Source organism: Marinobacter sp., assembly GCF_014859525.1.
In the GTDB taxonomy this organism is placed as follows: domain Bacteria; phylum Pseudomonadota; class Gammaproteobacteria; order Pseudomonadales; family Oleiphilaceae; genus Marinobacter.
The window spans coordinates 148327-160360 of the sequence record NZ_JACUUB010000001.1; the positions used below are offsets into that span (position 1 = coordinate 148327).

The following is a 12034-nucleotide window of genomic DNA, read 5'->3' on the forward strand; positions in this document are numbered from 1 at the left end:
TGGTCGCGCTTAATCAATCTTCTCATCGGCCAGGAAGAACCAGGTATCCAGCACGGAATCCGGATTCAGTGACACCGTGTCGATACCTTCATTCATCAGCCACTTGGCCAGGTCTGGATGGTCTGACGGGCCCTGACCGCAGATGCCAATATACTTGCCGGCTTTTTTGCAAGCCTGGATCGCATTGGACAGCAGCGCCTTGACTGCATCGTCGCGCTCATCAAACAGGTGGGCAATGATGCCGGAATCCCGGTCCAGGCCCAGCGTCAGCTGGGTCAGATCGTTGGAGCCAATGGAGAAACCGTCAAAGTGCTCCAGGAACTGATCCGCCAATATGGCGTTGGCCGGCAGCTCGCACATCATGATCACCCGCAAACCGTTCTCGCCCCGCTTGAGGCCATTCTCGGCCAGCAGTCTTACCACCTGCTCTGCCTCACCCACGGTACGCACGAATGGCACCATGACTTCAACGTTGGTTAGCCCCATGTCATTGCGCACTTTTTTCAGTGCGCGGCATTCCAGCTCAAAACAGTCGCGGAAGGTCTCCGAGATATAGCGAGAAGCGCCTCGGAAGCCCAGCATCGGGTTTTCTTCGTCTGGCTCGTACAGGGTGCCGCCGATCAGGTTGGCGTATTCGTTGGACTTGAAGTCGGACAAGCGCACGATCACCTTCTTGGGGGTAAACGCCGCCGCCAGGGTCGAAATGCCCTCAACCAGCTTGTCGATATAGAAATCCACCGGTGACGCGTAGCCGGCAATGCGCTTGTCGACAGTCTGCTTGATATCTCGTGGCAGGCCGTCGTAGTTCAGCAGGGCTTTCGGGTGCACCCCGATCATCCGGTTAATGATGAATTCAAGACGGGCCAGGCCTACGCCCTCGTTCGGCAGCGCCTGAAAGTCAAAGGCGCGGTCCGGGTTACCCACGTTCATCATGATCTTGAACGGAATGTTGGGCATGGAGTCGACGGTGTTTTCGCGCAGCTCAAAGTCCAGGGCACCTTCATAGATCATGCCGGTGTCGCCTTCGGCGCAGGATACGGTCACGGCCTGACCGTCCTTGAGCACTTCGGTCCCGTCACCACAACCGACCACTGCAGGAATACCCAGTTCACGGGCGATGATGGCGGCATGACAGGTGCGACCGCCGCGGTCAGTGACGATGGCGGAGGCCCGCTTCATCACCGGTTCCCAGTCCGGATCGGTCATGTCGGTGACCAGCACGTCGCCAGGCTGCACCCGGTCCATTTCATTGATGCTGGTAATGATCTTGACCGGGCCACTGCCGATCTTGTGGCCGATACTGCGACCTTCCACCAGCACCTTGCCAGTTTCTTTCAGCAGGTAGCGTTCCATAACGTTGGCCGACGAGCGGCTCTTGACCGTTTCCGGCCGGGCCTGAACGATGTAGATCTTGCCATCATCCCCGTCTTTCGCCCACTCGATGTCCATCGGACGCCCATAGTGCTTCTCGATGATCATCGCCTGCCTGGCCAGCTCTTCCACCTCGGCATCGGTGATGGAGAAGCGGCTGCGGTCTTCCTGCTCGACCTTGACCGTTTCCACCAACTGGCCTTCACCGGGCTCAGTGTGGTAAATCATTTTGATGGCTTTGCTGCCCAGATTGCGGCGCAGCACCGCCGGCCGACCGGCGGCCAGCGTGGGCTTGTGCACGTAGAATTCATCAGGATTGACCGCGCCCTGCACAATCGTCTCACCCAGCCCGTAAGACGAGGTGATGAACACCACATCACGGAAACCGGATTCTGTGTCGAGCGTAAACATCACACCGCTGGCGGCGGTTTCACTGCGCACCATTTTCTGGATGCCGGCCGACAACGCCACCAGCTTGTGATCGAAGCCGTGATGCACCCGATAGGAAATGGCGCGATCGTTAAACAAAGAGGCAAATACTTCTTTAACCGACGTACGAATCTGCTGAAAACCCACCACGTTCAGAAAGGTTTCCTGCTGGCCGGCGAACGATGCGTCGGGCAAATCTTCGGCGGTAGCAGAGGAGCGCACGGCAACCGCCATGTCTTCATTACCACCCTGGATTTTGACAAACGCTTCTTTCAGCGCATTATCCAGAACGTCAGGAAACGGAGTATCGATCACCCACTGACGGATTTGGGCCCCAACACGGGCCAGCTCATTGACGTCACTCACATCCAGAGCATCGAGTGCTTCGTCGATCCGCTCTTTCAGCCCGTCAGTAGCCAGAAATTCACGATAGGCGTGGGCGGTGGTCGCAAAGCCACCCGGAACCGTCACGCCCGCATTGGCCAGATTACTGATCATTTCACCGAGGGAAGCGTTCTTGCCCCCGACCCGGTCAACGTCGGACATTCCCAGGTGGTCAAACCAGATAATGTAATCTTCCAAAGTCTGTCTCCCTTGATTCTGAATGACGCGGGGTCTCGAATATGGCGTGTATGATACTGTAAGCTGCGGGAATTACCTAGGGACTCGCCAAAAACCGAACCGGATCAAATCATGAAAAGAACTGCGTTTTTTATCTCTGACGGCACCGGCCTGACCGCCGAGGCACTCGGCCATGCGCTGCTCGCCCAGTTTGAAAAAATTGAATTCGAGCGGATCACTGTGCCCTACATTGACGACGAAGAAAAAGCCCACACCCTCGTCAAACGCATTAACAAATCGGCTGAGGTCGACGGCAACCATCCGCTGGTTTTCGATACCATCGTCAACAGCAGTGTCCGGGACATCATCAGCACCGCCAACGGCTTTATGATCGATATCTTTGGCACTTTCCTGAGCCCGCTCGAACAAGAGCTCAACTCATCGTCTTCCTACACTGTAGGCAAGTCTCACGCGATCAACAACGAGGGCAGTTACGAACGCCGGATTCACGCGGTTAACTTTGCTCTGGACAACGATGACGGTGCAAGAACCCGACACTACAGCGAGGCGGATCTGATTCTGGTGGGGGCATCTCGCAGCGGCAAGACACCAACCTGCCTCTACCTCGCCCTGCAATACGGCATCAAGGCAGCCAACTATCCGATCACCGAAGAGGATCTGGACGACCAGAAGCTGCCGGCGGCATTGCGCCCGCATAAAGAGAAGATTTTCGGCCTGACCATCGAGCCGGAGCGCCTGGCTACCATTCGAAACGAGCGCAGACCCAATTCCCGGTACTCTTCAATTCAGCAGTGCATGCACGAAGTGGAAGAAATCGAGTTAATGTACAGGCGGGAGCGTATCCCATACCTGAACACTACAGCCTACTCTGTAGAAGAAATTTCCACGCGGATTATTGTGAGTACCGGCCTTAAGCGCTACCGGTGACCGCCCGCAGCTTAACCGCCGCAGGCGCTCGGTGGGCATTCCGGCATCAGAGCTCCTGGATACCCAGGCCCAGACTTTCCACAATGGCCCGATTGTCCTGGCTGGTGACCACGGCCACGCTGGCCTTCTCGGGCAACAGCCAGGTGTCGGCCACGCGCTTCATCTCGTCCATGGTGACCGCCAATACCCGCTCACGGAAACGGGCCCGCTGATCTGCTGAACGGCCAAACAGCTGGTTATGGAATGCGTGTCTGGCGGCGCCGGCCGGCGAACGGGGCCGGTCCAGCTGACCAATCACGCCGAGGATGGCTTCTTCAAGAGCCTGGGCTTCGTGGTTCTCGGTCCGCAGCCAGTCCAAAGCCGCATCAAAATCATCCAGTGTTTCCGCCAGACGCGGATCACGGTAGGAAAAGAACCGGAACACGCCGTTAACACTATCCTGCCCGGCGCCACCTCCGTAAGCGCCACCCTTTTCACGGATTGCACGGTGCAGATACCCATTCCGCAGGAAGCCACCCAGAACGGTCAGTGCTGCGGCGTCCGGATGATCTACTGCGACCGTGCTGTAGGCCTTGGCGCAGAAATTTACCTGTGTAGAGGTCAACCAGGCCTCCTGAGTGTTGTAGCTGACCGGATCTACCGACCAAACCTTACCGGCCTGGCCAAGGTCACCTTGCCAGCAGGATTTTAGATCGTCGAGCATTGGGGCCAACTGGCCATCTTCGCCGATCAACAGGAACTGGCGGCTCTGGTTACGGATTTTGTTGTGCAGCGCACCAAGACTGGCACAGAATGCCTCAAGCGTTTTGTCATCTTTCAGCGACTTATCCAGCTCTTTGGTGCCGCGAATGCTGGCCAATCCGCCAAGGCGGAACGACAACCAGGACCCAGCGCTCAATCCCTGGGCTGCCGCACTCATGGCCAGTGCGTGGCCACTGCCGGTTACGGCCTGCTCGCGACGGGCACGAACCTGGGCAATAATTTCACGAACCCGCTCTTTTTCGTCAAAACGGACACCGGTATACACGTCTTTCAGCAACCGGGTCAGCTCTTTGCTGTTACGAGACAGCGCCTTACCGCTGAAAATCAGGTAACCCGACAGATTTTGCACATCATCGATACGGCCCTTGGCCGTAAACGAGGCACCAATACCACCGGATTCTGCGGAAATACGATCCTGCATCTGCAGATAATCCAGCTCACCACAACCCACCTCAGAAATCAGCGTGGTGTAATAAGGCAACAGCAATAATTCGTCTTTGGTTAATGCCGGCACCGGCAACACCACCTGCTGATACACCAGGCCATTGGTGCCGCGGGCATACACCGTTGCGCCAGTCTCGGCATCGTAGCTACCCTCCGGCTCTGGCATCTGCAGGGGGACATCGTCCAGGCCTACTTTCGGCAGAATGGTATCGTCGTCCTTACGCAACTGGCGCTCTTCCAACGCCTTGGCCCGCTCTACAATGGCGGCCACTTCCGCTTCCGTCAGGCTTGCCTTGCGACGCGCCAATGCTTCACGGACAGCCTTCTGGTGGAGGCCTTCCAGCTTGTCATCAGGACGCAGCGTCAACGTCACCCGATGCGGGTTATCCAGCAACTTGCGGCGGATCAGCCCGGGCACATAGTCCGGATCTTTGATTTTTTCCCGAAGTGTCGCCAGCACTGGCTCCAGGTCTAACAACTCTACCGGATCGCCACCGTGCACCATCGGGGCAATCGCACTCATGATCAGCTGCAGACCATAGGGAAAGCTGTCACCTGCAATCTCACGCTGATGCAGTTCCAGCTGGTGCACAATCGCTTCCAGCCGGTCCTGGCTAACGCCCTCCGCCACCACTTTTTCAAGGGTGGTTTCGATCAGGGCTTCCAGATCCGCCCGGCGCTCCGGCTCACTGCCTTCGATACCGCAAACAAAGGTCATTTCCCGGTTGGAATCTTCCAGCCCGCACATGGGTGATGGAGCGTGACCAATGTCTGTCGTTTCCAGGGCCCGCATCAATGGTGAAGCGCTGTTTTCAAGCAACACGGCCGACAGCAACTGACCCTCAAGGTTTTCCTGCAGATCAAAGCTTTGGCCCAGTAACCAACCGGTCACAATGTGAGTTTTGTTTTCCGTGTCTTCACCCTCACTTACGGCGTAGCCCTGCTCCACTCTGAGCGGGGCGAACATTCGTTTTTCGTCGCGTACCGGGAGCTCAATGTCCAGGCGATCAAAACGCTTGAGAGCCAGCTCTTCGAACTTTTCATGGTGTTCGTGGGCCGGGATGTTGCCGTAAGTAGCAAAAATCGCATTGCTCGGATGGTAATGATGACGGTAAAACTTCACCAGATCGTCGTAGCTCAGATCAACAATATGATCTGGCTCGCCACCACTGTTGTAATGGTAAGTTGTGGTCGGGAACAGATGACTGGTCAAACTCTGCCACAACTGAGACGTAGGCGCGCTCATGGCCCCTTTCATCTCGTTGTAGACCACGCCTTTGTATACAAGGTCACTGGAAGGGTCATCCGGCTTCTCAAACTCCAGGCGGTGGCCTTCTTGCGCAAAATCGAGCGGATCCAGAGCCGAGAAAAACACCGAGTCCAGGTATACCGACAACAAATTGTCGAAATCCTTGCGGTTCATGCTGGCAAACGGGTAAGCGGTCCAGTCACTGCTGGTAAAGGCATTCATAAAGGTGTTCAGGGAACGACGGATCATCATGAAAAACGGATCGCGGACCGGGAACCGTTCACTGCCGCAAAGCGCGGTGTGTTCCAGAATATGGGCTACGCCGGTGGAGTCCATCGGAAACGTGCGCAGCGCCACAAAAAACACGTTTTCGTCGTTATCCGCAGACAAATGAAGGTGGCGGGCACCGGTCTTTTTATGGCGGTACTCCTCAACGTCCACGTTAAGGGTGCTGATCCGGTGACTGCGAAGTTTCTCGAAAGCTGGATGAATTGCGTTGTCGGTAACTGCAGTCATTAATGCGTTCCTTTGTATTGAACAATTGGAGAATTACAGAGTAACACGTAGTATCGGCTATGATGCACCGAACGGACTCAACAAGGTAGCCTGCCGAATTATGACAGACCGAACCCCAAATCACATCGACGCCCCGGAAGTCGCCGCCTGGTGGGCGGAGCGTCGCCAATATCTGGAGCGCGTCCGCAAGGTTCCGGAAATAAGACAGCGCTACTGGCGAGAAGTTGCCATTTACCTCGCGCGCAGGCTGCTCTGGTCTTACGGTTTTTTTCCTGTTTTTATCGCCTTCTGGCTACCGTTTGTGCTGTCCAGCTTCAACCCCGTTGTCATGGCGTCAGATCTCATCCCCGTGCTACAGAGCTTTGTAAACTCGAATCCGGAGCAGCAAGCCACCACCATCAGCACTCTGGCCATCGCCTGGCTATCTGTTGGCTCTTTTTTTCTGGTGTTTGATTTTGTGCTGACGCCGTTCCGGTCGCCCTATCAATACGAGGCCGATGTCTACATGAAGTCCTGGGAGCAGCTTAACCATGATCAGCTTCCGGACAAAGTGTGATTTAGCCAGCAGCCTGAGCATTTTCAGCGTGGGCATCGCCTGGTTATCAGGATTGTTCGGCTAACCGTTGCTTCACAGACAACCAGTCTTGCGGGGTGTCAACGTCCTGTTGCACTCCCTGCAGGTCAATCGGACGGGCGCCAGCCCTATTCAAGACAACACCCGCACCGGCATCTCCCGTTAGCGCAGCAACCTCTCCCCAGAGCGCCCGGGGTACCCAGGCAGGCACCCCTACCCGCGCCCCATAATTCGCGGCCCACGCCACCCCGGGCTGAGCGCGGGCACAGCGAGCCAGTTCAGCCAACCCGCGCGGGTCTAGCAGCGGCTGATCTCCCAGCAACACAAACACACCCAACGCCCTCGGCCCCAGCGCTCGAATGCCAGCGATCAGAGATTGCGACAACCCCTGCGACCAGCCCGGATGATAAATCCAGCCCGCCGGCTGCCGGCGGCAACGATAGCGAACCAATGGATAGCCGCTGCCAACCACCACACGAACCTGACCAGACAACAGCCCCGCCTGAGCAATGGCGTTATCCAGAAGCGTTCCTCGCCCTGGCATGACCAACAATTGTTTGGCCCGGCCCATTCTGGATGCACGCCCAGCCGCCAGCACCAATGCTGGAAACTGCTGATCGAGGGAGACTCTGTCACTGGTTAAAATATGGACCCCTGAGGCGGATAACCGCAGTAAACTGCTGAATCACGCGATTTTTGCTAGAATTGCGCCATCATGCAACCAAATCAGCCGGACCATTCATGAACCACCTCTTTGTCGACAATCTCACTGTCATTGACTTCGCCTACCTGGACCCTGCCCGGGGCCTTGTGGGCGAGAGCTGGATTACCGATGTCGTTCTGGGTGGCGAGCTGGATGACCAGGGCATGGTGTTCGATTTCAGCCTGGTGAAGCGCACGATCAAACGCGTGATCGATGAACGCGTGGACCACCGCCTGATTATCCCGCGCGGCTATCAGGGCTTACACTGGAATGAAGAAACGCCAGACACTTTCGTTTGGGACCTCACCGGCGGCGGCCAGATCGAGCATCGCTCGCCGGATGAGGCGGTGGTCTGGTTGTCATCAGACCGGGTAGTGCCCTCGGCCGTGGCGACCCTTTTGGAGAAAGAACTGAAAGCGGTTTTGCCCGGCAACGTCACCTCCGTAGAGATCAATCTGCGCGAAGACGTTATTGAAGGCCCTTACTACCACTATGTACATGGCCTGAAAAAACACCTGGGCAACTGCCAGCGCATTGCCCACGGCCACCGCTCCCCCATCCGCATCGACCGCAACGGCCACCGGGACTACGACCTGGAACAACGCTGGGCCAAGCTGTGGCAGGATATTTACGTGGGCACCGAGGAAGACGTAGTCCGTCGCTACGTAGGTGAGGATGGCATTGCCTATATCACCTTTGAATACGAAGCCAATCAAGGAGAGTTTGGCCTGACCCTGCCAGAAAGCCGCGTGTATATGCTGGACACCGACACCACCGTAGAGCTTATTGCCGCGCACATTGCTGACGAGCTCAAAGCAGAGTTTCCGGAGGACGAGGTTCGGGTGAAGGCTTACGAGGGGGTCGGTAAGGGAGCGATTGCTGCAAGGGTCTGACCCCGAACGGGGACAGACCCTGACACAAAAAAACCGCCCGAAGGCGGTTTTTTTGATGGCTGTCCGGTGGACTAAACCGTCGAGCCGTATTGGCGTCCCCTAGGGGGTTCGAACCCCTGTTGCCGCCGTGAAAGGGCGGAGTCCTAGGCCACTAGACGAAGGGGACTAGAAATTGGTGGAGCCAAGCGGGATCGAACCGCTGACCTCAACACTGCCAGTGTTGCGCTCTCCCAGCTGAGCTATGGCCCCCAACGGATGCGTATATTAAGGATCCGCCTTAGGGGCGTCAACACCTGCATCCGCTTTTTTTAAAGTTTTTCAAACATCCCTGTTCGCAACGCTCAATTAACCAACAAACCGCTTACTAAATATCCAGAGCAGCGTATTCCTTCTCCACTTTCTTGGTTTCTTTCTTGGAGAAGCCACCCATCACATCGAGCGCACTGCGCAAACGAGCGCGCGTCATGTCTGGCCCAAGCAGTGCCATGGAGTCCATCACTGACCAGGAATTCGGTGTACCGGCGATCGCTACAAAGATCGAGAACATGAAATCACCCATCTTCAGATCCATCGCCTTGGCCAGGGATTTAATGTCGGTGAAGATGGTGTCCTTGCTCCAGTGGCGCTGGGCCTCCAGCTTCCACAAGGTAAACTGGAGTACCCGCCGAATCTGGCCCTCATCCAGTTTATTGTGAGCAAAATGCTCAGGTGTCAGGCCCAGCATGCCGGAGAACATGAACTGCGCCATTGGTGCCACATCCGAGAACACCTCTGCCCGGCCCTTGATATGCGGAACCAACGCTTTCAAGGCATCTTCATTGAACCACCACTGGTGCATCCGCGCCATAAACTGCTCATCGCTCAGTTCATCACGAATCCACTGACCGTTCAGCCAACGCAGTTTCTCCACATCAAATACCGGCCCTCCCAGTGACACACGCTGGATGTCAAAGTTCTCGATCATTTCATCCAGGGTAAACTTCTCGCGCTCATCGGGCATGGACCAACCCATACGGCCCAGATAGTTGGTAACCGCCTCTGGCAAGAAGCCCATGCGCTCGTAAAAATTGATGCTGGTCGGGTTTTTGCGCTTGGACAATTTACTCTTGTCTGGATTACGCAGCAGCGGCAGATGGCACAGCTCCGGCATTTCCCAGCCAAAATACTGATACAGCAGCTTGTGTTTGGGTGCAGAGTTGATCCACTCCTCACCCCGCAACACATGGGTGATCTCCATCAGGTGATCATCCACCACGTTGGCAAGGTGATAGGTTGGCATGCCGTCGGATTTCAGCAAAATCTGGCAATCCACCTGAGCCCAATCGATTTCGATCGTGCCACGCAGCATGTCCTGTATCTCGCAAACGCCGTCATCCGGCACCTTCATACGGATCACATAGGGATCGCCCGCATCAAGGCGGCGCTTTACTTCTTCCTGGGGCAGCTCCAGATCACCCTTAATGCCCGGGTTCAGGCCCTGGGCCTTACGCTCTTCACGAATGGCGTCCAGCTCTTCCGGGGTGCGAAAGCAATAAAAAGCGTGGCCAGCAGTGACCAAATCTTCGGCGTACTGAGCGTACATGTGCTTACGCTCAGACTGGCGATACGGGCCGTGGGGACCGCCAACGTCTGGACCTTCGTCCCAGTTCAGGCCCAGCCAGCGCAGGGCCTTGAGAATGTCTTGCTCGGATTCTGCGGTGCTGCGGGCCTGATCGGTGTCTTCGATGCGCAGAATAAACTGGCCACCGTGTTGGCGCGCAAAACACAGATTGAACAGGGCCACGTAAGCGGTACCAACGTGTGGATCGCCAGTAGGCGACGGGGCAATTCGGGTACGTACAGTCATGAAAACATCCTGAAAATAAGTGGCCAATTCATCAAGGGCGCATTATACCGGCCATCACTTGATTTCGCATGGCCCGGTTTTGCAATCACCATCAACTATGTAATATTATAACGTTTCATCAAGCCATCCAGGATTCATTGCCATCATGCAATTCAAAACCGTCGCCCTGGCCCTGGGGTTCAGTGCCTTTATTGCAACCGCACCGGCTTTTGCAGCCAATGTTGTGGCCTCCATCAAGCCAGTAGAGCTTTTGGTCAAAGCCGTGGCTGGCGATAGCGTTAACGTATCAACACTGGTACCGCCCGGCTCAAGCCCCCACAGTTACAACATGAGGCCGTCCCAACGCCGGGCACTGGAGCAGGCAGATCTGATTTTTTGGATCGGACCAGAAATGGAAACGTTCTTGCACCGTCTGCTCACGGGCAGCGAGTTCGTAGATCGCACAGTCGCCTTTACCGACGTGTCCGAGACGTTGAATAAAGGTGATCATGACAACAAACAAGATCAGAGCCATGGCCATCACCACGGTCATCATCACGATCACGGTGACGGCGACGACCCCCACATCTGGGTAGATCCGGAACTGGCGCGACAAATGGCGCGAAACATTCACGCCCGGTTACTCACCCTGAATGATCTCGACAAAGCCGAACTAGACGCAAACCTGGCGCGCTTTGAAGCCAAACTGACCGAGGCCGAGAGCAACATCCGAAGCCGGCTTGCTCAGGCCAGCGACATCGGCCTGTTTGCCTATCACAGCGCGTTCGAACCATTTGCCGAACACTACGGCCTGACACTCGAGGGCGTACTGACCCTCAATCCCGAACTGTCACCCGGGGCGCGCCACATCGCTGAAGTGCAGCAAAAACTGCAACAGGCCAACCAGCCATGCCTGCTTACAGAGCCGCAGTTTAACCGGCAGTGGTGGCGCTCAATCACAGAGGGGCTCGATGTGACCTTCAGCTCCTGGGATCCTCTGGCCACCAACATTGAGAGCAATGCCGACGGCTACATCAGCTTCCAGAACAGCATCGCCGACGCGGTCATCAACTGCCTGCCCCAGTAATCGCTCCTGCCTCCAGGCCCTGAAATAAACTTTGGGGTCAGACCCAAGAACATTTGATGAGGTGAAATGTCTTTGGGTCTGACCCCAAAAATTGGTTCGATCGCCTGCACATCAAAGCCTGACAGACTCAGTTCCTTGAACAGGTTAAGGCCCGTGGCCAGATCCCGCTCCAGCAGAAACTGGCGCAAATGGCGGGGAATGTCATCAGGATCAAACTCAATGCCAAAGTCGTCACCCTCCACAAAGGTCTGCATCTGGCAGTAGGCCGTGCTGAGCGGCAGATATCGGAGGGCTAATTTGGTGGCATCGCGCAGAGTCCGACTGGTGCGCAGCGCAAAGCCCCAGATTCCAAAGGTCGACACGCTGTATTGCAGACCCAGACGGAACCCCAAAGCCGGTATGTCTGGCAGTGCCAGGATCAGGTTCTCAATCAGCCGCATTTCCTGGGCGCGGGTGACCAGGCCATCTGCAGCCTGCAAGTCCTCTTCCGCAATACCCGTACCCAGCAAACAGGTTTGACGATCTCCACCTTGCCTGGCAGTAAAGTTGATCATGACCTGGCTGATAGTGACGGGGTGCAAAAGGGTATCGAAGTTTGACATAGCTCAGGATTATGCCCCACAGCACCCCCATCATCGGGATCTTCAACCGCCGCCCGCAGTAATAATTTTC

At 56.2% G+C, this 12034-nt stretch carries 9 protein-coding genes and 2 tRNA genes; 4 read left to right on the top strand and 7 right to left on the bottom strand.

All coding sequences use genetic code 11. From position 1 onward, the window contains the following. Positions 1–9: 9 nt before the first annotated feature. Positions 10–2382, bottom strand: a complete 2373-nt coding sequence (gene ppsA, locus IBX51_RS00730) for a phosphoenolpyruvate synthase (protein ID WP_291827569.1) — start codon at positions 2380–2382, stop codon at positions 10–12. A gap of 111 nt (positions 2383–2493) precedes the next feature. Here ppsA and IBX51_RS00735 point away from each other — a divergent pair, with 111 nt between their 5' ends. Further along, positions 2494–3309: a pyruvate, water dikinase regulatory protein gene (locus IBX51_RS00735; protein WP_291827571.1), complete on the top strand. Its 816-nt coding sequence runs from the start codon at positions 2494–2496 to the stop codon at positions 3307–3309. 46 nt (positions 3310–3355) lie between these two features. Here IBX51_RS00735 and IBX51_RS00740 read toward each other — a convergent pair whose 3' ends face one another. Then, the gene (locus IBX51_RS00740) at positions 3356–6280 is read right to left on the bottom strand and encodes an insulinase family protein (RefSeq protein ID WP_291827573.1); all 2925 of its coding nucleotides are present in this window, start codon (positions 6278–6280) and stop codon (positions 3356–3358) included. A 100-nt stretch (positions 6281–6380) separates the two neighbouring features. Here IBX51_RS00740 and IBX51_RS00745 point away from each other — a divergent pair, with 100 nt between their 5' ends. After that, positions 6381–6836, top strand: coding sequence for a hypothetical protein (locus tag IBX51_RS00745; protein ID WP_291827575.1), 456 nt, complete (start codon positions 6381–6383; stop codon positions 6834–6836). Positions 6837–6882: 46 nt separating this feature from the next. Here IBX51_RS00745 and IBX51_RS00750 read toward each other — a convergent pair whose 3' ends face one another. Beyond that, a complete protein-coding gene (locus IBX51_RS00750; RefSeq protein WP_367166327.1) occupies positions 6883–7527 on the bottom strand; it encodes an NTP transferase domain-containing protein in 645 nt (214 codons plus the stop codon). Between the two features lie 68 nt (positions 7528–7595). On the opposite strand from IBX51_RS00750, the gene IBX51_RS00755 reads away from it, so the two are divergent. After that, the gene (locus IBX51_RS00755) at positions 7596–8450 is read left to right on the top strand and encodes a 6-carboxytetrahydropterin synthase (RefSeq protein WP_291827576.1); all 855 of its coding nucleotides are present in this window, start codon (positions 7596–7598) and stop codon (positions 8448–8450) included. Positions 8451–8540: 90 nt separating this feature from the next. Here IBX51_RS00755 and IBX51_RS00760 read toward each other — a convergent pair. The 3 genes from IBX51_RS00760 to gltX form a co-directional block, all read right to left on the bottom strand. Continuing rightward, positions 8541–8616 (bottom strand) — tRNA-Glu (locus tag IBX51_RS00760). 7 nt (positions 8617–8623) lie between these two features. Beyond that, positions 8624–8699: transfer RNA gene (locus tag IBX51_RS00765), tRNA-Ala, on the bottom strand. 115 nt (positions 8700–8814) lie between these two features. Then, the gene (gltX, locus tag IBX51_RS00770; protein ID WP_291827579.1) at positions 8815–10296 is read right to left on the bottom strand and encodes a glutamate--tRNA ligase; all 1482 of its coding nucleotides are present in this window, start codon (positions 10294–10296) and stop codon (positions 8815–8817) included. 145 nt (positions 10297–10441) lie between these two features. Here gltX and IBX51_RS00775 point away from each other — a divergent pair, with 145 nt between their 5' ends. Next, positions 10442–11362, top strand: coding sequence for a zinc ABC transporter substrate-binding protein (locus IBX51_RS00775; RefSeq protein WP_291827582.1), 921 nt, complete (start codon positions 10442–10444; stop codon positions 11360–11362). On the opposite strand, the gene IBX51_RS00780 is transcribed toward IBX51_RS00775, so the two are convergent. Continuing rightward, the gene (locus IBX51_RS00780) at positions 11305–11964 is read right to left on the bottom strand and encodes an AraC family transcriptional regulator (protein WP_291827584.1); all 660 of its coding nucleotides are present in this window, start codon (positions 11962–11964) and stop codon (positions 11305–11307) included. The two genes, IBX51_RS00775 and IBX51_RS00780, sit on opposite strands and share 58 nt — an antisense overlap. Positions 11965–12034 lie beyond the last annotated feature (70 nt).

Bases quoted from the DNA above. Each gene is read 5' to 3' on its own strand.
- IBX51_RS00735 (WP_291827571.1), top strand. From the start codon at position 2,494: ATGAAAAGAACTGCGTTTTTTATCTCTGACGGCACCGGCCTGACCGCC.
- IBX51_RS00740 (WP_291827573.1), bottom strand. From the start codon at position 6,280: ATGACTGCAGTTACCGACAACGCAATTCATCCAGCTTTCGAGAAACTT.
- IBX51_RS00745 (WP_291827575.1), top strand. From the start codon at position 6,381: ATGACAGACCGAACCCCAAATCACATCGACGCCCCGGAAGTCGCCGCC.
- IBX51_RS00755 (WP_291827576.1), top strand. From the start codon at position 7,596: ATGAACCACCTCTTTGTCGACAATCTCACTGTCATTGACTTCGCCTAC.
- gltX (WP_291827579.1), bottom strand. From the start codon at position 10,296: ATGACTGTACGTACCCGAATTGCCCCGTCGCCTACTGGCGATCCACAC.
- IBX51_RS00775 (WP_291827582.1), top strand. From the start codon at position 10,442: ATGCAATTCAAAACCGTCGCCCTGGCCCTGGGGTTCAGTGCCTTTATT.
- IBX51_RS00780 (WP_291827584.1), bottom strand. From the start codon at position 11,964: ATGTCAAACTTCGATACCCTTTTGCACCCCGTCACTATCAGCCAGGTC.